18 protein-coding genes and 3 pseudogenes are annotated in these 19858 nt (G+C 58.9%); 16 read left to right on the top strand and 5 right to left on the bottom strand.

What is annotated here, in order from left to right; genetic code table 11:
* The first annotated feature begins 84 nt into the window (after positions 1-84).
* From ilvD to JTY93_RS13055, 8 genes are all read left to right on the top strand, one after another.
* Positions 85-1764 carry a dihydroxy-acid dehydratase gene (gene ilvD / locus JTY93_RS13095; RefSeq protein WP_205477301.1) on the top strand — a complete coding sequence of 560 codons (1680 nt, stop codon included), beginning with the start codon at positions 85-87 and terminating at the stop codon, positions 1762-1764.
* 9 nt (positions 1765-1773) lie between these two features.
* Positions 1774-2037 carry a hypothetical protein gene (locus tag JTY93_RS13090; RefSeq protein WP_126325320.1) on the top strand — a complete coding sequence of 88 codons (264 nt, stop codon included), beginning with the start codon at positions 1774-1776 and terminating at the stop codon, positions 2035-2037.
* 88 nt (positions 2038-2125) lie between these two features.
* The gene (locus JTY93_RS13085) at positions 2126-3121 is read left to right on the top strand and encodes an L-threonylcarbamoyladenylate synthase (RefSeq protein WP_126325319.1); all 996 of its coding nucleotides are present in this window, start codon (positions 2126-2128) and stop codon (positions 3119-3121) included.
* Positions 3118-3639 (top strand): hypothetical protein, encoded by a 522-nt coding sequence (locus tag JTY93_RS13080; protein WP_205477302.1) that lies wholly within the window; start codon positions 3118-3120, stop codon positions 3637-3639. Before JTY93_RS13085 ends, JTY93_RS13080 begins: the two co-directional genes overlap by 4 nt.
* Positions 3636-3929, top strand: coding sequence for a Mur ligase domain-containing protein (locus JTY93_RS13075; protein WP_205519028.1), 294 nt, complete (start codon positions 3636-3638; stop codon positions 3927-3929). Before JTY93_RS13080 ends, JTY93_RS13075 begins: the two co-directional genes overlap by 4 nt.
* A 74-nt stretch (positions 3930-4003) precedes the next feature.
* Positions 4004-5017: a UDP-N-acetylmuramoyl-tripeptide--D-alanyl-D-alanine ligase gene (locus tag JTY93_RS13070; protein WP_205519034.1), complete on the top strand. Its 1014-nt coding sequence runs from the start codon at positions 4004-4006 to the stop codon at positions 5015-5017.
* Positions 5017-6276, top strand: a complete 1260-nt coding sequence (locus tag JTY93_RS30270; RefSeq protein WP_240357294.1) for a sodium-dependent bicarbonate transport family permease — start codon at positions 5017-5019, stop codon at positions 6274-6276. Before JTY93_RS13070 ends, JTY93_RS30270 begins: the two co-directional genes overlap by 1 nt.
* A gap of 279 nt (positions 6277-6555) precedes the next feature.
* Entirely contained in the window at positions 6556-6762 is a 207-nt protein-coding gene (locus tag JTY93_RS13055) for a hypothetical protein (RefSeq protein WP_126325314.1), read from the top strand.
* 202 nt (positions 6763-6964) lie between these two features.
* Here the strand turns inward: JTY93_RS13055 and JTY93_RS13050 are convergent, their stop codons facing one another.
* The 5 genes and pseudogenes from JTY93_RS13050 to JTY93_RS13030 all read right to left on the bottom strand — a co-directional run bounded on the left by JTY93_RS13050 (position 6965) and on the right by JTY93_RS13030 (position 13294).
* Positions 6965-7324, bottom strand: a complete 360-nt coding sequence (locus JTY93_RS13050) for a hypothetical protein (protein WP_126325313.1) — start codon at positions 7322-7324, stop codon at positions 6965-6967.
* A 230-nt stretch (positions 7325-7554) separates the two neighbouring features.
* On the bottom strand, positions 7555-7917 hold the full coding sequence (gene tnpC, locus JTY93_RS13045; RefSeq protein WP_126325312.1) for a Tn3 family transposase post-transcriptional regulator TnpC: 363 nt from the start codon (positions 7915-7917) through the stop codon (positions 7555-7557).
* Positions 7914-10933 (bottom strand): annotated as a pseudogene (locus JTY93_RS13040) (Tn3 family transposase). The gene tnpC and the pseudogene JTY93_RS13040 overlap by 4 nt, the downstream one beginning before the upstream one ends.
* A 364-nt stretch (positions 10934-11297) precedes the next feature.
* A complete protein-coding gene (locus tag JTY93_RS13035; RefSeq protein ID WP_205478167.1) occupies positions 11298-12638 on the bottom strand; it encodes a sensor histidine kinase in 1341 nt (446 codons plus the stop codon).
* The gene (locus tag JTY93_RS13030; protein WP_205478166.1) at positions 12635-13294 is read right to left on the bottom strand and encodes a response regulator transcription factor; all 660 of its coding nucleotides are present in this window, start codon (positions 13292-13294) and stop codon (positions 12635-12637) included. Before JTY93_RS13030 ends, JTY93_RS13035 begins: the two co-directional genes overlap by 4 nt.
* Positions 13295-13425: 131 nt before the next feature.
* On the opposite strand from JTY93_RS13030, the pseudogene JTY93_RS13025 reads away from it, so the two are divergent.
* From JTY93_RS13025 to JTY93_RS12990, 8 genes and pseudogenes are all read left to right on the top strand, one after another.
* A pseudogene (locus tag JTY93_RS13025) lies at positions 13426-13751 on the top strand (PepSY domain-containing protein).
* 85 nt (positions 13752-13836) lie between these two features.
* Positions 13837-14307, top strand: a complete 471-nt coding sequence (locus tag JTY93_RS13020; protein WP_205478164.1) for a DUF2271 domain-containing protein — start codon at positions 13837-13839, stop codon at positions 14305-14307.
* 25 nt (positions 14308-14332) lie between these two features.
* Positions 14333-16513 carry a PepSY domain-containing protein gene (locus JTY93_RS13015; RefSeq protein WP_205478163.1) on the top strand — a complete coding sequence of 727 codons (2181 nt, stop codon included), beginning with the start codon at positions 14333-14335 and terminating at the stop codon, positions 16511-16513.
* Positions 16503-17501 (top strand): FAD:protein FMN transferase, encoded by a 999-nt coding sequence (locus JTY93_RS13010; protein WP_205478169.1) that lies wholly within the window; start codon positions 16503-16505, stop codon positions 17499-17501. Before JTY93_RS13015 ends, JTY93_RS13010 begins: the two co-directional genes overlap by 11 nt.
* A 3-nt stretch (positions 17502-17504) precedes the next feature.
* Entirely contained in the window at positions 17505-18206 is a 702-nt protein-coding gene (locus JTY93_RS13005; protein ID WP_205478162.1) for a VIT1/CCC1 transporter family protein, read from the top strand.
* Between the two features lie 95 nt (positions 18207-18301).
* A pseudogene (locus tag JTY93_RS13000) lies at positions 18302-18748 on the top strand (pyridine nucleotide-disulfide oxidoreductase); the annotation flags it as partial.
* An 82-nt stretch (positions 18749-18830) separates the two neighbouring features.
* Positions 18831-19265, top strand: a complete 435-nt coding sequence (locus tag JTY93_RS12995; RefSeq protein ID WP_205478161.1) for a YeeE/YedE family protein — start codon at positions 18831-18833, stop codon at positions 19263-19265.
* Between the two features lie 2 nt (positions 19266-19267).
* On the top strand, positions 19268-19687 hold the full coding sequence (locus JTY93_RS12990; RefSeq protein ID WP_205478168.1) for a DUF6691 family protein: 420 nt from the start codon (positions 19268-19270) through the stop codon (positions 19685-19687).
* Positions 19688-19858 lie beyond the last annotated feature (171 nt).

Below are 19858 nucleotides of genomic sequence, written 5' to 3'. Positions count from 1 at the left end.
GTGGGACGTGCTCGCTGCTAGCAGCCTGTTGAGCCAGCGCGGCATGCCTGTATGCTCGCGATAACCACTTCAAGGATTTTCGAGATGACTGAGATCACTGACAACATGCGCAAATATTCCTCCCTGGTGGTGGATGGCGTCGAGGCCGCCCCGGCGCGCGCCATGTTGCGCGCCGTCGGCTTCACGGATGATGACTTCAAGAAGCCGCAGATCGGCATCGCCTCGACCTGGGCCAATGTCACGCCCTGCAACATGCACATCAACAAGCTCGCGGAAGAAGCCGAGAAAGGCGCGAATGCGGCCGGCGGCAAGGGTGTGATCTTCAACACCATCACCATATCGGACGGCATCGCCAATGGCACCGAGGGCATGAAGTATTCGTTGGTGTCGCGTGAGGTCATCGCCGACTCCATCGAAACCGTGGTCGGCTGCGAAGGCTTCGACGGTCTGGTCGCCGTGGGTGGCTGCGACAAGAACATGCCCGGCTGCCTGATCGGCATGGCACGGCTGAACCGACCCGCAATCTTCGTCTATGGCGGCACCATCAAGCCCGGCTACGGCCACACCGATATTATCTCGGTGTTCGAGGCCGTAGGGCAGCATGCCAAGGGCGACATCGACCTGCTCCAGCTTAAGCAGATCGAAGATACTGCGATTCCGGGCCCAGGCTCCTGCGGCGGCATGTACACCGCCAATACCATGGCCTCGGCCATCGAAGCCATGGGTATGTCGCTCCCTGGCTCCTCCGCGCAAAACGCCATCTCGGCTGACAAGGCCTCGGACTGCTTCCGTGCCGGCCAGCAGGTGCTGGAACTGCTCGCGCGCGACATCAAACCGCGCGACATCATGACCCGCAAGGCCTTCGAGAACGCCATCTGCGTCATCATCGCGCTGGCCGGCTCCACCAACGGCGTGCTGCACTTGTTGGCCATGGCCCACGCCGTGGGTGTGAAATTGACCCTTGATGACTTTATCGAGATCGGCAAGACCACGCCGGTGCTGGCCGACCTGCGTCCTTCTGGCCAGTACATGATGTCCGAACTGGTCGCCATCGGTGGCATCCAGCCGCTGATGAAGCGCCTGCTCGATGCAGGCCTGTTGCATGGCGATGTGCTCACCGTCACCGGCAAGACCCTGGCCGAGAACCTCGCCGACGTCGCCGACTATCCGGTCGATCAGGACATCATTCGCCCCTTCGACAACCCGATCAAGAAGGACTCGCACCTGGTCATTCTGCACGGCAACCTGTCGCCGACCGGTGCGGTGGCCAAGATCACCGGCAAGGAAGGTCTGCGCTTCGAAGGTACTGCTCGCGTCTACCACGGCGAGGAAGCCGCGTTGGCCGGCATCCTCAACGGCGAAGTGGTCGCCGGCGATGTCATCGTGATCCGTTACGAAGGCCCCAGGGGTGGCCCGGGCATGCGCGAAATGCTGTCGCCGACCTCGGCTGTGATGGGCAAGGGGCTCGGCAAGGAAGTCGCACTCATTACCGATGGCCGCTTCTCCGGCGGCTCACACGGTTTCGTGGTCGGTCACATTACACCGGAAGCCTTTGATGGCGGTCCGATTGCACTGGTCGAGAACGGGGATGCCATCACCATCGATGCCGAAACCCGCGAGATCAGCGTTGCTGTGTCGGATGCCGTGCTGGCCGAACGCCGTGCACACTGGACACAACCGGCACCGCTCTACACCCGAGGCGTGCTGGCCAAGTACGCCAAGCTGGTATCCAGCGCATCGGAAGGTGCCGTCACCGACAAGTAAGAGGTTGCCATGAATAACTGCAGCGTTTGGACGACGGCCTTGGCGCTTGAGGCTATTGGTTATGCACGCAATGCCAGAGTGGATAAGGGTGATTTTCTGTCGGCTGAAGGACGTGGCGGGGGCTTGTTCTCCGTTGCTGACGAACGAATTGATGCGGACCGAGCCAAGGCCTGGCAGGGCTCTTCGGCCGGGTTTGAGATAGCCCCGCTCTTGGCTCAGATGACAATCTACATAAATGAAAAGGTGCAGTTATGGCCCCGAAAACACTGGTAGTTGATATGGGCGAACCCCTGGAAGAGGGGCTGGAAATTTGGGTCACGTGCGGAGTGCACAGTTCCCTGACGTTCACTGGAGTCTGAGCATGACGCTGTATGGAAGTATCCGGGAAGAAATATTGTACGCCGCCGGAGTTTTGCGCGGCGGCGGCTTGGTAGCCTTCCCCACCGAGACCGTCTACGGCTTGGGGGCAGACGCCGCCAACGAGCGCGCTGTGGCGAACATTTTCACTGCGAAGGGCCGCCCCGCAGATCACCCCCTCATTGTCCACCTTGCCGCGGCCGATGAGATCGAGCGCTGGGCGCGGGATATCCCCGACTCAGCCTGGAAGCTCGCAGAACGCTTCTGGCCCGGTCCGCTCACGCTGATCCTCAAGCGCGCGCCGGGCGTGCTGGACGCGGTGACCGGTGGCCAAGACACGATTGGGCTGCGAGTGCCGGATCACCCCGTGGCGCTGGCGTTACTCAAAGCGTTCGGCGGTGGCATCGCCGCACCGTCGGCCAACCGCTTCGGCCGCGTCAGCCCCACCTCGGCAGCCCACGTGATCGCAGAGTTTGGAGATGCGGTGGACTGCGTCATCGACGGTGGTTCGTGCAAGGTGGGCTTGGAGTCCACCATCCTCGACCTCAGTGGGGAGTACCCGCGCGTGCTGCGTCCCGGGGCGGTGATGCCCAACGTGCTTACTCGTGTCCTCGGCGAATTGCTCACCGTGAGCGCGGGCGGTGGCCCACGGGCACCGGGTTGCCTGGCCTCTCATTACGCCCCGGATACCCCGCTGCAACTAATAGATGCGACGGAAATCGAGGCAGCGGCCCAGTCGTTTCTGAACTTCGGACAATCGGTTGCAGTTCTGTCAATGCATCCGCCGGCAACCAACGAGGTCGGCTGCCGCTGGCTAATGATGCCCGCCGATCCCAAAGAGTACGGGCAGGTGCTTTATGCGCTCCTGCGCGAAATCGATACCTGGGATTGTCACTGTGCTCTAGTCGAATTACCGCCCGCCAAAATGGAGTGGGAAGCGGTGCGCGATCGCTTGAAGCGTGCTGCTGGCGGCAGGCAGGCCGAACGGGGTTGCGCATGAGCATGTTGATGCTGGTTCGCAGCTTGGAGGATTTGGCGTGTAGCTGTATTGAGCTGAACGACTTCTTCTCATTTAGACGCAAATACTATCCGGAAACGGTTCTCGAAACGCTGCTGGGGATATGGATCGATCCGCGCACGGCGGCGGAACCTCCGGGCGCACTGCTGCATAACCAAGCCGCCTATCGCCCCGTTCGCATCAGGGAAACCGTCGGGCTACAGGCCATCTGGACGCTTTGCTGGCTTGAGACGCCAGCCGGAGAAGACCGCGGCGAGGTGTCCCGCCGCGATCTCTTGGGCGCGTTGATTGAGTCAGCCAGCCTGTGGCAGGACGGTATGCCGTCAGGGCGCTTCATTCCTGTATTCCCCAGCGAAGCACCTTCGTCTGAAGCGCAAATCGAGATGCGGAGTCTGCTGGCGCGGTACTCGCAGCACCTGATGTCACCCTGGTTTCAAGACTCTGCCACGGGACTGCTGATCCATCCGGATGTGTACGACACTGCGCAGGAGGGGATATGAATAGCCGAGGGTTGCGTTTATCCGAAGTCGCGCACTGGTTTGGTGTTACGACACCTGAGCCGGATGCGTTTGTGCGAGGCGTGTGCATCGATAGTCGGTGTGTGCGGCGCGGCGATTTGTTTGTTGCACTGCCGGGTAAGCAGCATGACGGCCATGATTTCTTGACTGAGGCCAAGCGTCGAGGTGCGGTCGCCGCAGTGGTCAATCGGCAAGGGCATGCCGATTTCTGCCAGTTAGTGGTGCCCGATACTGTATCGGCGCTGGGGGCTGATGGCTCGCGCGTGGCGTAGCAGATTCGAGATTCCGTTGATCGCGGTCGCCGGGAGCAACGGGAAAACCACCGTTAAGGAGATGCTGGGGGGCAATCCTGCGCAGGGCCGCCTCGGTTGCGGTTTTAGTGACACACGGCAATCTCAATAACGAGATCGGCGTTCCGCTGACCTTATTGCGCTTGCGCGATCGACACCGTTTCGCGGTGATCGAACTGGGTGCCAACCACCCCGGTGAGATCGCGTTGCTAGCCGACCTCGCCCGCCCCACCCTTGGGTTGATTACTAACGCAGGACTGGACCATATCGCGGGCTTTGGTGGTTCGGAGGGGGCGGCACGGGCCAACGGCGAGATGTTCGCGGCGATGGATGACGCCGGAATTGCGCTGCTCAACGCCGACGACCCTTGCTTCCCTATCTGGACAGCACTGGCGAACGGACGTCGGATCATCGGTTATAGCCTGTCGAGCGCGCAAGTCGATGTACAGGGGGCGTGGCATTCCACGGCATACGGCGGGCGGCTCGTGATCCAATCACCGTGGGGGGGCCTCGACATCGAACTGGCGCTGACTGGCCGACACAATGCTGCCAACGCCCTGGCGGCTGCTACCGCGGCGCTGGTGCTTGGGGTGCCCGCGAACGTGATCGCGGCGGGGCTTGCCGAGGTACAGCCCATCAAGGGACGGATGCAGCCACTGGTTGGTTTGCACGGCGCCCGACTGATCGACGACAGCTACAATGCCAACCCTTCATCGTTGCATGCGGCCTTGGCCGTGCTCGCCGACACCCAGGGAGAGCGGGTGCTGGTACTGGGGGACATGGCCGAGTTGGGTGAGACGGCCATGGAGTGGCATTGTCAAGCGGGGCGATCCGCCCGCGCTGCGGGCGTCAACCGATTGTTCGCCCTCGGGGAGTTGTCGCGACATGCCGTTGACACCTTCGGGCAGGGCGCGCGGCACTTCCAGAGCCACGAAGCGTTGGCGTCCGCGCTGCGCGACACCCTGCATGCCAATATCACCGCCTTAATCAAAGGATCACGCTGCATGCATATGGAGAATCTAGTCGACGACTTAATTTCACATCCATCGAAACGAAATAGAGAACAGTAATGAATGTAATCGATCCTATTATCCTGTTTTTTCTGCTGGGTCTCGTCGCCGGTCTGCTGCGCTCGGAGCTGCGTCTTCCGGCCGCGATTTACGAGTTCGTGAGCATTCTGTTGCTGCTCTCCATCGGCCTCAAGGGTGGTATCGAACTCGCCAAGCAGCCGTTCGGTGACTTGCTGCCGGATATGCTGGCCGTCGTGGCGATGGGCTTTTTCCTGGCGCTGCTTGCCTTTCCCGTGCTTCGTTACGTGGGCCGTTTCAAGCGCGCAGATGCGGCCTCGATCGCAGCTCATTACGGCTCGGTGAGCGTCGGTACCTACGCCGTCGCGGTTGCCTATCTTGGCTCCCGCCAGATTGCCTTCGAAGAGCACATGCCACTGCTTCTGGTGTTGCTGGAGATTCCCGCCATTCTAGTCGGCATCATACTGGCGCGCGGCCTGTCACGGCAGACGCGATGGAGTGAGGTTGCCCATGAAGTGTTCCTGGGGAAAAGCATCGTGTTGCTGGTCGGCGGCCTGCTTATCGGCTGGGCAGCCGGACCTGACGGATTGTCTTCGATCAAGCCGTTGTTCTTCGATCTCTTCAAGGGCATTCTGGCCCTGTTCCTGCTGGAGATGGGCTTGATCACCGCGACACAGGTGGGCAGCCTACGCCGGTACGGGCTATTTTTGGTTGCCTTTGGCATTGGCATGCCCCTGTTTTCTTCGCTAGTGGGCATCGGGCTGGGGCTGGCACTGGGCTTGTCCGTCGGGGGGATAGCCATGCTTGCCACGCTGGCCGCCAGTGCTTCTTACATCGCGGTACCCGCCGCCATGCGCATATCGGTGCCCGAGGCCAACCCCCACCTTGTCGCTGGCCGCTTCGCTGGGCGTCACATTCCCGTTCAATGTCTTGGTGGGTATCCCAATTTATTATGCGCTCGCCGTGTGGGCGCACACGTCCCTGGGAGGATGAAACTAATGGAAGGACATACGCGCAAGCTGTTGACCATCGTCACAGAAGCAGCAGTCGAGGGCACTCTGATCCGGGATATCGAGCGGTTAGGTGCCCACGGATACACCATCACCGACGCTCGTGGCAAAGGCGGTCGTGGCGTTCGCAATGCCGGCTGGGAGGCGAGCGGTAACATCCGCATTGAGGTGGTGTGCGATGCCGATACAGCCTCAACAATCGCCACCTACCTGCAGACGCATTACTACGACAATTACGCCATGATCTTGTTCGTGAGCAGCATCGACGTGCTACGGTCAGAAAAATTCTGAGCGAGAAGGGTAAGGGCTGTCGTGGTGACGGGATGGCACGAAAGTATACGCATGTGTTACAGCAGCGCTTTCGTGCTCGGAGCTTTGACTTGATTGATCTTTAGTATCAATTACTTAAGGTTGTTTTGGCGGTTTTGGCGCGAATCCCGGCCAACCCTCAGGCTGAGCCATGGCAACGTTGCTTGGTCGCTGATGGCCCATCCGAGACACTGGCTGTCACCATTGCGGCCATCACCCGTGAGACGTGGGCATTCACAACCTGAATTGGAGAAGGCCACCATGTCGCCGAAAGAACTCAAGGTTGATCGGGAGTTCCTCGGAGACGGTTCCGTCGCTTACAAACTGCGCGATGTCGAGATGGGTGAACTGGGACACATTCTGTTGCAGCCCACCCATCAGGGCGACTGCAATGCATACGAAATGATTTACCTTACCGATGGACACTTCGAAGAGAGGAAAGCAATTCTGCCCCCATCGATACCGTAATGGCAGCTTTGAAGATGACCCGCCGCCAGCTCCGAAATCTTAGCGGGCGCAGAGCATCACATGGAGTTCAGAGCAGTCACCGGCCATGGAGGCCAGCACGAAAACGACGCCCTCCTCAGTAGTTCCGAAGGATCGCCGCCATTCGGGGTAGCGCTTCTGCTCGGGGTTGGAAACAGCAAACCAGTGAATCTTACTTGCTCATCTACTTAGTCTTGAAGGGTAGCAATGTCGAATGCGGCAGAGGGTATCCCTCGACCGCTGCAAAAACTTGATCGAGCACGTCCTCGGGAGCATCGAGTGTGCCTAGGATCACGTAGAGTTCGGATAGCAGCTTGCCTTTGGCCGCTCGGTCGAAACCCGCATCGCCACCGACTGATTCAGCACCATCGAAGGCCTTGGACACCGTGTCTTCGGCAATTAGGTAACGGGCCCCGCAGTCACAGAGGAAGGGGTGTTTGGCGTTGTAAAACCGATCCTGAGCCTCCCAGCCATGCAGTCTGATTTCTATGGGTTTTCCGCACTGGGGGCAGAAGGTTGGTTGGACGTCCGTGAGATAGAGCATATGTAGTGGCAATACCTTTCCTGGTTCGCCCCCTCTGAGTTGGAGGACGACGCGATACGCGGTATTGTCGAGCGCCTGCTTTAGCCATGTCTAGGAAAGGTACAAATGTCCCTCACGATAGGGGCTCCTGAGGCGGCGAAAGCTAATTGAACTTCGTCGAGCACCTCCTGCGAAATGCTTGCTGAGCCCTACGTCATGCGGCGCCGTTGTAGTTGCCTATTTCCAAGGGCTTACTGCTCATGGTCGGGTGTTAGATTGACCAAAGGGGATATCGCTGCTTGGGCAGAATGCACCCACCCAGCGAGGGCCTCAAGATCCTGTTGTAGCGATTCGGCCTCCGACCAGATGCAGGCATTCTCAGTAGGTACAGTCAGTGGAGCGCCCTCTACAAGGGTTAGGGTCATCGCGTGGAGCTTCAGCAACTCATCACGGACAGCCACAACTCCACCCAGCTCAGCCAGACAGGTATCCAGTCGATCCACCAACAGCAGAATCTGGGAGGTGTCAAAGCTATCTCGCAACCTGTCCAGTGCAGCGGCATCCACTTCGCCGTAGGGCGTCACTCGAAACGAAGCGGGTGGAATGTGCATCAGTTCGTCTCCTCAACTCTGTTATTGGGCATCGTTTGTCCACGAATTGAACCCGCGGCCTGCTGGAAAATGGAATCCTTGATCCAGGGTTCCGGTGGACGCTTGAGGCTGAGATTGAATTCGCCAAAGCGTTTGACGTTGCTGGTCAGGTAAGGGCTGAGAAACGATACGTCTTCATCGGTAAACTGCCAACCATCACGGGCTAGCTTCTGCAGGATCCGCATCATGTCGACGGTGTTCTGCAAGATCACCGAGGAAGCGATCATATCGTTGTAACGCAAGCGCTTCTGTTGCTCATCTGGATCGTTCTCGGCGATGACATCGCCGCCGAAGGATAGCCACTTCGAGAAACCGTTGTAGGACTCGATCTTGTTGGTATTGGCGGTTACTTCTTGGCGCAACTCTCGGTTGCCGATCCATTTGAGCAGGAAAATGGTCCGGATCACACATCCCAGCTCCTGCGCTGCATGGTAGAGCTTGTTGCGCCGACTGTAAGAACCGAGTTTACGCAGCAGCATTGGCGAAGATATTTTGCCGGCCTGAATCGACAGCGCCACCTGCATCAGATCCTGCCAATGGGTTTCTATTTGGCTCCAGTTGACGGTATCAGTGAAGAGGCTGTTGATATGCTTGTACTTGGCCGAGCGATCGGGCCGATACATGACCAGGTTGCGCCAGTTGCGGATGCGAGGCATTAGATTGATGCCCAGCAAATGGGTGAACGCAAACACTGTTGCGGACTGGCCTTGGGTGTCTGAATAGACCGTATCGACTTCAACGCTATGATCCGCTTTCAACAGGCCCTCGATGACATAGATGGCTTCCCAGATGCCAGGTGGAATGAAGTGCTGAAAGACTGCGATGTAGTTATTTGCCACATGTCGGTAGGCGACTGCGCCCATCTTCCGGTAACGGAAGTGGTAGCCGGCGAGCAAGTTTTCATCGTAGAAGTCGAATTGAGTCCCGTCGGCCGCGACCGCCTTGCCGTCACCCCAGAGCTTGGGCAGATCGAGCTGGAGATAAAGTTCGACCAACTCCCGGTTGGCCTTATCCAGCTTGTCGAGTGGCAGGTGCCGACGATTGGTGTAAGACAACATGTGCGGGGTCACGTTACCCGCCAGGTGGCGAGCGGCCTGGTTCGGCCCTAGGTTGCAGCCCATGGCGAAGATCGTCATCAGGTAGCGCTCGGCCGGCTCCTTCAGTTTGGGATCGCTGCCGGACATCGGCCCGAAATGCCGGGTGAACTGAATCCAGTGTTCGATGTTGGCCATGATGTCGAGCACATGCCTGGCAGGCATACGCTGTGTGATAGCCGTTTGTAGCGAGATTGCTGAAGGCGGGATGTCACGGGCGACCACTCGGCGCAGCACAGGATCACCGGCCTCATTAATCGACACATCACCGCGGCAACTGGGAAACTTGTCATCCAACTGCTGAGCGGTACTCTCAAGTTGCTCCTTCAAGCTGGCGACAAACTCTTTGGCGGTACTCGGCAGGCCAACCTTTGCGCAGTACTCCGGCAGACGCGCCAGACACTCATCCCAAGGCAGTAACTGTTTGCGGTAGTCAGCAAACGACTCCGAGCCAAGTACACAGATATCACCCGAGCGAAGCTCATTGGCCAGATGGGAAAAAACGCAGACTTCCAGGAAGCGCCGATTGGTCGGTGGCCCTTCGCTGGCGGCGCGACGCACAACTTTGATCCAACGATCCGAGGCGAACGCCAGGTCCACATGCTCGTCGATCCATTCCCTATGCAGGATCTCGTTGGCCTGGACCAAGTGCAGCGCCTCGATAAGCGAGCGATCCTGGGTGGTTGGCTCCAGTTGCAACAGAAGACTCAGGCGGAACAGCAGTGATCGATGGGATTTGAAGTGCTTCCAGAGTAGTGGGAGATAGTTACTGCCGCCTGTGGCCTGGACTTCGGCGCAGGCCTCGCGAAGGTGATCAAGACTCCCTTCGGGAGACAGATACTCGCGAATCAAGCTGCCGGCTTCCTGATCACTTGGTTCTTGGCTGAGAATTTGAATCACGCCATCCAAGGTGGCCACGAGCAACTCTAGCTTTTTGCGCTGACGTAGCTGGATTTGCTCCAACTCTTCCTTGGCTCGCTTGTGAATCGTCGCGATTCGCTTGATGAACATCTCAGCAAGGTGATCCCGTGCTCGTACACGCATCAGGTAGATCAGAGCCAGCATCAAAGTGTAGCGCTTTGGAAGCGAACAATCCTTAAGCTCTGAAACATCCGTTTTCTCCGCTTGATTCGCAAAAAACCAAATCTTGGTATCAACGATTCCCTCAAAGATGGCGTCGAGGTCACCGAATCCCCCCAACCAACTTAAGTGGTCGATCAATATCTCCAAGTGTTTGCGAGAGGGCTTCTTGGGGACCTGCTTCAGGGCATTGAAATCGCTTTGGCAACGACCGAAATCGGTGTCAAGAAGCTCTCTGAGACGGTAGATCACATCTATCGGAGCTCTATCGACGACTCGATTGAAAATCTTTTCCTGGAGAGCAACTTGGGCGTCTTCAGCTGCGTCATTGAGCGTCGAGTAGGCCGGGAGTTCGTAGCCTCGCTCAAGCAGCTCGCCAATCAGGACATTGATGACATCAACGCGCTGATCAAGGACCTCCGCCGCTTCGTGGGCAGTTTTCTCGGCAATTTTCAGAGCATCGCTCCCATAAAACAGGGGTGATCTGTAGATATTGACGGATAGCTGTTTGATGGCGATACAAGGTTCGGGGGGTTCGCATAACGAGGCGCTATACGAACCCCGTAACGGAGGCAAGACCTGACATGATTGACGATTTCAGTTGGAATCTCTTCAAGACTGGGGAAGTAATGAAGCTGTTGGAATGTTTTCAGCAGAACGGCTAACCCAATGGTAAGAGCAGGGCTTTTAGCCGTTCTAGAGAGCCATTCGAGCTCAAATTCTGAGAGCGAATAGCACTGATGAAGTTCTTTCGTCGACAGGTGCGCTGGCAGCTTCGGATAGGCTGTGCGCTCCAGAGAGGCCATAGGGTTCGTCCCTCAAGGAAAAGCAAAAGCTTCAGCATAGACGGCTAAACTTGGGACGAGGAAAGGCAACACAGAAAAATATTTAAATCCTAGCAACATCATAAGGTTACAGAGCGAATGTCCTAATTTTCCCTTATCTCGGCATGACCCCTAATTCATGTCCCCCCGATTTTCGCGTCCGCGAAAACGCCGGTGTGAGCCAGTGCCAAGCTTCAAATCTGACCGCCAGAGCCCCCCAGCTCCGTACATGATGGTTCGCATAATGTATATTATGTTAAACGATAGCTCATATCATGGATGTCCATGAGCTGCCTAAGCCACTGACTCGCGACTGTCTGTGCTTTGTCTCTATAAAGAATGCTGATCAGCGCTCATTTTTTGTATCTGCACAAAACTGGACCCTCACTTCAAAACCCTCCTCCCTTCCAGTCGCCGGCGAAACCAAGGTCATGGTGGCGCCAACACCTTGCACAATGGTTTTAGCAATCGCCAATCCCAATCCGGAACCGCTGACTTCGCTGCGCCCCCGAACAAAGCGCTCCGTCAATTGCTGCAATACCGACTCGGGCACTACTGGGCCACCATTGACCACACGCAGCAGCGCCTGTCCCGTGATGCTGACTTCGACCGGTTGGTTCACAGCGCCGTACTTCAAGGCGTTCTCGATCAAGTTGCGCACCAGAATGCCGAAGGCATCTGGATCAATCGCCGAGTACACACTGGCCTCGTCTGGCAGTTGCAACCCGATCCGGTGCCCGTTGCTATGGTTCCACTCATCGACCACATGGGCCAACAATGGGATCAAGTCCTGGGGCGCTTCGGCCAACAGCCCGCCGCCCTCGGCCTTGGCCAGTTGCATGAGTTTTTCCGAAAGCCGCGCCAGGTCACGCAGCGAGTTTTCGATCTTTGCCGCTCGCAACCGCAACGATCCTTCGGGCGCTTCGTGATGCAGTCTCTGGATTTGTGCCAACGTCGCCGCCAGCGGTGTACGCAGTTCATGGGCGCTGTTGGCCGTGAAGCTTCGCTCGGCCTCCAATGCCTTGCGCAAACGCTCCAGCAGGTGATTGACCGCGTCAGCCAAGGGGTCGATTTCTGCCGGCAGTCGCGCCACTTTGATCGGTGACAGGTCGCCGGCACCTCGTGCTTCCACGGCACGACGATAGGCCAACACGCTGCGCAGACTGATGCGGACAAATAACCACGTGCCCAACAGGCTGATGGGGATCAGCGCCAACAATGGCAACAGCAAGGCAAACAGGGCTTCGCGCGCCGCTTCACGACGATGCCCGAGAGGTTCGGCGATCTCGATAAACAGTGTCCCTCGCAGCGCTGAAGCAGCGTACAGACGGTACTTTTCAGTGGTGGAAAATCCTTCGCGCAGTTGTTTGTTGAAGATCTTCGGGTTGGCGTCATGGGACTGCATCAGAATCTCGCCTTTGGCGTCGCGGACCAGGTAGGTCAGATATTCCTTATGCACTTTCAGGGTGGCGATGTGTTGGGCCTCTCGGGACTCCTCACGGTTGCTGATTTCGAGCACCGCCAAGGGCAGGATGCGTTGCGCGGTCTCTTCGAGCGCGCTGTCGAACGCCTCGTTCAACTCATGCTGCACGACCAACCAGGCACCGACGGTCGCCCCCAGCCAGAGCAAGGTCATGCCCAGTGTCAAACCCAGGCCCAGGCGCTTTTGCAGGCTTGAGGACTTCATACAGGCATCAACCGATAACCCATGCCGCGCACGGTTTCAATCAGCTCGCGCCCAAGCTTTTTGCGCAGGCGACTGATATAGACCTCGATGGTATTGCTCTCGATTTCGGCGCCAAAGGCATACAGGCGTTCCTCGAGTTGCGACTTCGACAGCAATGCCTTAGGGCGCTGGACAAAGGCTTCAAACAGCGCCCACTCTCGGGCCGTCAGGTCCACGGTAGCACCGGCACGCTGTACCGTGCGGGCGCTCATATCAACCTGCAAATCACCGAGCCTGATCTGCGGGTTGGGATTACCGCTGTAGCGTCGCGCAACAGCGGCCACCCGGGCCGAGAGTTCGAACAGGTCAAACGGTTTGACCAGGTAGTCGTCGGCTCCCGCATTGAGCCCGGCGATGCGATCGGAGATCTGATCCTGCGCGGTCAGGATGATCACCGGGGTCACGTCTCCGCCAGAACGCTGCTGCCGCAAGAAATCCAGTCCGCGACCATCCGGCAGCATCAGGTCCAGCAAAATCAGATCGTATGGCGTGGTGCGCACGCTATTGCGAGCATGTTCCAGACGCTGCACCCAATCCACGGCGTGGCCGTCATCAGCGATCTGCTCGCGCACCGCCTCCCCTAGCCCAGGCGCATCCTCGACCAATAAAACCCGCATCTGACTCCTCCTGTGATGGTTGTCGTGCAGCACCCTAACTGCCTTACCTGACGCGAATCTGAAGATTCAGCTGGTTGTCAGGAATGCTCCTTAGGGTATGCCACTGACGCCGAGACGGCAGGAGACAGATCATGAAATCAGCGTTTATCGCCAGTACCGCTCTGTTGAGCGCGCTGCTCAGCGGTTATGCCTTGGCCGATGACGATTGCAGCGACCCGGTCAGCGACTGGCAGCCGCGCGAAATCTTGCGCCAGCAGGTGGAGCAGCAATGGGGCTGGAGCGTACAGCGCATCAAGGTCGACGACGGTTGCTACAAGCTCAAGGGCGCCGACCGCAAGGGGCAACACCATCGAAGCCCGCTACGCCCCCCGCCTCCCTGCGGTTACGCACGTTGCAAATCAATTTCGGCGATGACGGCGACGCCCGGGACTACCTCGCCCGCCCTGCCCGCGAATGATCATTGCTGATGGTTCACGGCTGTTCAGGTTGCTGTCAGCCAGCAGGTTCAGGCTCTAGCCATATCTCACATACAGGACATCCCAATGAAAAAGATCATCGCTGCAACCTGCCTGCTCGGAGCCATTGCCCTGCCTGGCTTGGCCCAGGCCCGTGAAGTAACCCTGACGACCCAACTGAAAAACTACAGCGGGAACGATGCGTACCTGGCGATCTACGTCACCGACGCCAATGGCCAATACCAGAAGACCCTTTGGGTGGCCGGCAAGAAGGCCAAGTACTACCGGCACTTGACTGACTGGGCTCGTGGCAGCGGCATGAATCCGAGTGAATTTGACGGCCTCAGCGGCGCGAGTGTTGGTAGCGGGCAGACGCTCAAGGTCAGCGTTGAACTGGCAGACACCTTGATTGATGCCGGCTACCAGATCCGCATCGACAGCGCCGTGGAGGACAAGCGTGACGCCCGAGCCGACATCAGCGTGCCTCTGACTTCCAAAGGTTCGGGCACACCGGCGACGGGCAGCACTTACGTCGATGCCTTTACCTACGACCTGTAGTTCCTGCAACCACTGGAGGCTGAACATGCTTCGTCAGTTCCATTCTCTGCCCGGGCTGATTGCTGCCCTGCTGGTCATGTTATTGGCCATCAGCGGTGCGGTAATGTCCGTCAATCCAGCACTGGAACGCCTGCAAAGCACGCCGGCGGCCGCCGGCCAACTGAACGTCGGCCAGTTGGCCGGGCGCGTCGCCACGTACTTTCCCGGTGCGGAACAAATCCAGCGCACCGCCTCAGGAACCGTCATCGTCTACTACAACCAGGACGGTCGGTCCGGGGCCGAAAGGGTCGATCCAATGACCGGCCAAGGCCTGGGCACTTATCAACCATCTGCCTTCTCACGCTGGATGAAAGACCTGCACCGCTCGCTGTTCATGGGGACACCGGGCCACGGGGTATCGGGCTTGGGTGCGCTGTTCATGTTGATCCTGTCGGTGTCCGGCGCTGGGCTGCTGGCCCGACGTCTGGGCGGCTGGCGCAATCTGCTGCGGCCACTGCGCGGTACGTTCAGCCAGCGCTGGCATGCTGAAGTCGGCCGCCTGGCCCTGCTCGGGCTGTTATTGTCGGCCTTAAGCGGCCTCTATATGTCCGCCACCACCTTCGGTCTGATCCCTGACGGCACTCAGAACGAGCCAGCCTTCCCCACTCACATTAGCACCGGCCAGGCAGTGTCGGTGGCGAACCTGCAAGCCTTGCAAGCCACCGACCTGAAGGACCTGCGTGAACTGGTCTACCCGAGCCCCGGCAACCCACAAGACGTGTTCTCATTGCGCACCAGCCAGGGCGACGGTTATGTGGACCCGGTCAGCGGCACCTTGTTGTCCTGGCAGGCTCACGACTCGATGCACAACGCTTACGAACTGATCTACCAGTTGCACACCGGTGAAGGCCTTTGGTGGCTGGGCCTGCTGCTCGGGCTCTGCGCGCTCTGTGTACCGTTGATGAGTGTGACCGGCATCTTGCTCTGGTGGCGCCGCCGCAAATCCGTCCCGAACATCCGCCACAACAGCCCCGCGCACTCCGCCGACAGCGTGATTCTGGTGGGCACTGAAAACAACAGCACGTGGGGCTTTGCCAACACCTTGCATGAAGCGCTGCTCCACGCCGGGCATCGCGTCCACAGTGCGGCAATGAATGATTGGCAAGGCGATTACCGCAGCGCCGAACGGCTGTTCATCCTTACTGCAACCCATGGCGACGGAGATGCGCCGGCCTCGGCGTCGCAATTCCTGACACGACTGAGCAAAGTCGGCGCCAAGCCTGGCCTGCCGTTCGCGGTACTGGGTTTTGGGGACCGACAGTTTCCACAATTCTGTCAGTACGCCCTTGAAGTGGAGGACGCGCTGGTTCAGGCCGGTGGCACGGCACTATTGGGGCTGGAAAAAATAAATCGTCAGTCCCCTCAAGAATTTTCGCGGTGGGGCCATGCGGTGGGTAGTGCACTGGGACATGATCTGACCCTGGTCCATACCCCGGAGCAACCGCGTACCCATCAACTGGCGTTGCAGGAATGCATTGTCTACGGTGAGCAGGTCAATGCGCCGACTCACATTCTGCGCTTCACGGCACCGGGCGAGATGCCGGCCTTTCAGGCTGGGGATCTGGTTGGGGTACTGCCGCCGGGGAGCGCTGTCCCACGCTTCTACTCATTGGCCAGCGGCTCCGACGACGACGTGCTGGAAATCTGCGTGCGCAAACACGAAGGCGGTCTGTGCTCGACATTCTTGCATGGCCTGAAAATTGGTGCGTCGATTGAAGCGTTCATTCAGCCCAACCCACAATTTCGACCAGCTTCGGGCACGCACCCGGTGATCCTGATTGGCGCCGGCACCGGGATAGGTCCCTTGGCCGGGTTCATCCGTAACAACAAGTCCCGACACCCGATGCATTTGTATTGGGGCGGACGCAACCCCGACTCGGATTTTCTCTACGAACCGGAGCTCAACCGCTATCTGGCGGATCGACGCCTGACTGCTTTACGCGCCGCGTTCTCACAAGTCCAGGACCGCAGTTACGTGCAAGACCGGTTGATCAGTGATGCCCTGGCCTTGCGTCGGCTGATTGAAAAAGGTGCTCAGGTGTTGGTGTGTGGCAGCCGCGAAATGGCCAAAGGCGTGATGCATGCTCTGGATGAAGTGTTGGCGCCGCTCAACCTGAGTGTGCTGACCCTCAAGTCACAAGGACGCTACCGTGAAGATGTCTACTGAGGTGCAACGCTACAGCCTGAACGGCGAGACCATGGGCACCCGCTACACCGCGCTGTTCTACGCCAATGCGGGCATCGATACCGACGAAGTCGGCCGTCGTCTGGCCCAAGCGGTCGACCGTGTGGACCAGCAAATGTCTAGTTGGCGAGCCGATTCCGACCTCAACCGCCTCAACGCAGCCCCCGAACAGGAGTGGTTGGCGGTGCACAAAGAACTGATCACGGTGCTGGCTGCCGCGCTGCGGGTCAGTCAGCAATCAAGCGGCGCTTTCGACATCGCTGTGGGTGATCTGGTGGACGCTTGGGGATTTGGTCCCGGCCAACAGTCGATCACCGAGCAGGCAATGGCGTCAGCTCCACCGCGCGCCCGGATGTCTGCCAGCGCTGCGTTGGTGGTGGACCTGCAACGTAATCAGGTGCGCAAACGTGCGCCGCTGCACCTTGATCTGAATGGCATCGCCAAGGGCTTCGGCGTCGATGAGCTGGCACGCTGCCTGGAGGGCTTTGGCATCACTCGCTACCTGGTTGGCATCGACGGCGAGATGCGCGCCCGCGGCCTCAAGCCTGATGCACAACCCTGGGTGGTGGCCATAGAAAGGCCCTGCCGGGGCGCGCGTGAAGTTATGGGTGTGATGGAACTTAGTGACGCCGCCATCGCGACGTCTGGAGACTATCGACAGTGGGTTGATGTGGGTGGGCAAACCTATGCCCACACCATGAACCCGGCCACCGGCGCCCCGCTGCGCAACCCATTGGCGGCAGTCAGTGTGGTGGCGTCCACGTGCATGCTCGCCGATGCCTGGGCCACGGCGCTATTGGTGCTGGGCGAAATCGAAGGCCCGCGGCTGGCTCAGGAGCGTGGGATGGACGCGTTGTTCGTGCTGCACGACGGTGACCAGTTCAAGGAAATTTCTATAGTCGGCGGCCGATTGCAGGCGCACATTGAACACCGTCCGATTGATCCGTCCAACGACAGTGAGTCCCGCTAAACCATGAAATTCACGTACAGGCACACCGAGTCTCATCGCAGCGATCGTATCGGCTGGCTGCGCGCCGCCGTTTTGGGGGCCAACGACGGGATTGTGTCAACCGCCAGCCTGTTGATCGGCGTCGCTGCCGCTAACGCCAGTCACTCCACTTTGCTGGTCACCGGGATGGCCGGGCTGGTCGCGGGCGCCATGTCCATGGCGGCGGGGGAATACGTCTCGGTGCATTCCCAGGCGGATACCGAGCAAGCCGACCTGTCTCGGGAACGGGCCGAATTAGCGAGCAACCCAAAGGCCGAACACATTGAACTGGCGAACATTTACATCCATCGCGGCGTATCGCCCGAACTGGCGCATCAAGTGGCCGATCAACTCATGGCCCATGACGCGCTGGGCTCCCACGCCCGGGACGAACTGGGCATCAGCGAGGCTCTCACGGCCAAACCGCTACAGGCCGCCCTCGCCTCGGCTGCCAGTTTCGTGGTCGGCGCAGCATTGCCGCTGGCGGTGACCTTCATCACCCCAGCAAACAGCGTTGTGCCTTGGATTGGCGGCATGTCGCTGGTTTTTCTCGGCAGTCTGGGGGCGATTGCGGCCAGGGCTGGCGGTGCCAGCGTGGTGACTGGTGCCTGGCGCGTGACGTTGTGGGGCGTGTTGGCCATGGGCATCACGGCGCTGGTGGGGTCGTTGTTCGGGGCTGTGGTCTAGAACACCGCCGCTTGAGCAACATCAACAAACGTGCGCTTCGAATGGATTAACTTAACCTGACTTTCGCTGACCCAAGGAGTCCCCATGCCTGCCAGAGACGAGTGCTATTCGAACGCGCCACCGAGCGCTGGAAAGCGCAGCTCGCCGGCATTGTCATTGAACAACCCGTGGGTGGCTTGGGCGATATCGTGATGGTGCCGCCAGTCGTCGAGGCTCGGGAGCGCGGCGTGCTGCACGCGGTGCGGCCGTTCGTGCGTTTTACCGAGACCGGCGTGATATGGGCTGATGGCTCGCAAACGCCGTTCGACGCGGTGATCTGGTGCACCGGCTTCCGCCCTGCCCTCGGCTATCTGGAATCACTGGGCGTGTGTACCGCCGACGGGCGCGTGGCCGTCAACGGTACGCATTCGATTCAAGAACCGCGTTTGTGGCTGGTGGGTTATGGCGACTGGACAGGCGCCGCTTCCGCGACACTGATTGGCGTGACCCGAACGGCGCGCAGTACCGTTGCGCAAATCGAGCGCTTTTTGATGGAACAGTGAGTCGGCGCACCTCAGTTCAGTCAACGCTTATTTACGTCAGTATCAACGTCCTTTATCAGCACTTCTGCGCAGGAGACGCAAAATGAGCATTGATTGGGTCAACTTTACGCCATGGTCATCCCTGGGCGGAGGAGCCTTGATTGGCCTGGCCGCTAGCTTGTTCGTTCTCGTAAATGGTCGCATCGCAGGCATCAGTGGTTTGATTGGAAGCGTGATGCAATTGAGCAGCGAAGGTTGGAAAGAGAAGGCGCTATTTCTTCTTGGTCTGTTGCTTGCGCCATTGTTGTGGGGAGCATTTACCGTGTTGCCGGAGATAGCGATTAGCGCAGAGTGGCCCACGCTGATTATTGCGGGGCTGCTCGTGGGCGTGGGAACCCGTTATGGCTCCGGCTGTACTAGCGGTCATGGAGTTTGTGGGATCTCTCGGCTGTCAGCCCGATCCATCACGGCAACGATGTGCTTCATGTTCGCCGGCTTTGCAACTGTGTACATCATTCGTCATGTGGTGGCAGCATGAAATTGATCAAGTTGACCGCGTTTTTTGCCGGCCTGATCTTCGGCGTTGGTCTTCTCCTGGCAGGCATGGCGAACCCCGCCAAAGTATTGGCTTTTCTTGATGTGGCCGGGGCCTGGGATCCGTCGCTCGCACTGGTGATGGGTGGGGCCATCGCAGTAGCGCTTATCCCCCTGAATTGGGCGCGTAAGAGCAAGCAGTCTTTGCTAGGTGCCCCCATGCAGCTACCGATGAAAAGAGAGTTGGATGCCCGCTTGATCGGCGGCAGTCTTATGTTCGGTATAGGTTGGGGAATTGCGGGAATCTGCCCCGGGCCAGCGGTCGCTATTTTGCTGACAGGGCACGCACAGATCATCATATTCGTATTGGCCATGTTAGCCGGTATGTACTTGTTCTCTTTATTGGAACGTCGACGCACGACCTGATCAGGCGATCCCCGTGAAAGCGAGTGACGCAAGCGCAATCAGGCTTTTACACCCGCTGAGATGACAACGGCCCGACCGGCTAAGCCTGGCGCGTGACATTGTGGGGCGTATTGGCGATGGGTATCACGGCGCCGGTGGGGTCGTTGTTCGGGGCTGTGATCTAGAACACCG

Source organism: Pseudomonas hygromyciniae, assembly GCF_016925675.1.
GTDB lineage: Bacteria > Pseudomonadota > Gammaproteobacteria > Pseudomonadales > Pseudomonadaceae > Aquipseudomonas > Aquipseudomonas hygromyciniae.
Note: the sequence above shows the minus strand (reverse complement) of the source record. Positions and strands in the feature narration are given on the sequence as shown.

Excerpts from the sequence above, each read along its gene's own strand:
- ilvD (WP_205477301.1), top strand. The coding sequence starts at position 85 with ATGACTGAGATCACTGACAACATGCGCAAATATTCCTCCCTGGTGGTG.
- JTY93_RS13090 (WP_126325320.1), top strand. The coding sequence starts at position 1,774 with ATGAATAACTGCAGCGTTTGGACGACGGCCTTGGCGCTTGAGGCTATT.
- JTY93_RS13085 (WP_126325319.1), top strand. The coding sequence starts at position 2,126 with ATGACGCTGTATGGAAGTATCCGGGAAGAAATATTGTACGCCGCCGGA.
- JTY93_RS13080 (WP_205477302.1), top strand. The coding sequence starts at position 3,118 with ATGAGCATGTTGATGCTGGTTCGCAGCTTGGAGGATTTGGCGTGTAGC.
- JTY93_RS13075 (WP_205519028.1), top strand. The coding sequence starts at position 3,636 with ATGAATAGCCGAGGGTTGCGTTTATCCGAAGTCGCGCACTGGTTTGGT.
- JTY93_RS30270 (WP_240357294.1), top strand. The coding sequence starts at position 5,017 with ATGAATGTAATCGATCCTATTATCCTGTTTTTTCTGCTGGGTCTCGTC.
- JTY93_RS13055 (WP_126325314.1), top strand. The coding sequence starts at position 6,556 with ATGTCGCCGAAAGAACTCAAGGTTGATCGGGAGTTCCTCGGAGACGGT.
- JTY93_RS13050 (WP_126325313.1), bottom strand. The coding sequence starts at position 7,324 with ATGCTCTATCTCACGGACGTCCAACCAACCTTCTGCCCCCAGTGCGGA.
- JTY93_RS13035 (WP_205478167.1), bottom strand. The coding sequence starts at position 12,638 with ATGAAGTCCTCAAGCCTGCAAAAGCGCCTGGGCCTGGGTTTGACACTG.
- JTY93_RS13030 (WP_205478166.1), bottom strand. The coding sequence starts at position 13,294 with ATGCGGGTTTTATTGGTCGAGGATGCGCCTGGGCTAGGGGAGGCGGTG.
- JTY93_RS13020 (WP_205478164.1), top strand. The coding sequence starts at position 13,837 with ATGAAAAAGATCATCGCTGCAACCTGCCTGCTCGGAGCCATTGCCCTG.
- JTY93_RS13015 (WP_205478163.1), top strand. The coding sequence starts at position 14,333 with ATGCTTCGTCAGTTCCATTCTCTGCCCGGGCTGATTGCTGCCCTGCTG.
- JTY93_RS13010 (WP_205478169.1), top strand. The coding sequence starts at position 16,503 with ATGTCTACTGAGGTGCAACGCTACAGCCTGAACGGCGAGACCATGGGC.
- JTY93_RS13005 (WP_205478162.1), top strand. The coding sequence starts at position 17,505 with ATGAAATTCACGTACAGGCACACCGAGTCTCATCGCAGCGATCGTATC.
- JTY93_RS12995 (WP_205478161.1), top strand. The coding sequence starts at position 18,831 with ATGAGCATTGATTGGGTCAACTTTACGCCATGGTCATCCCTGGGCGGA.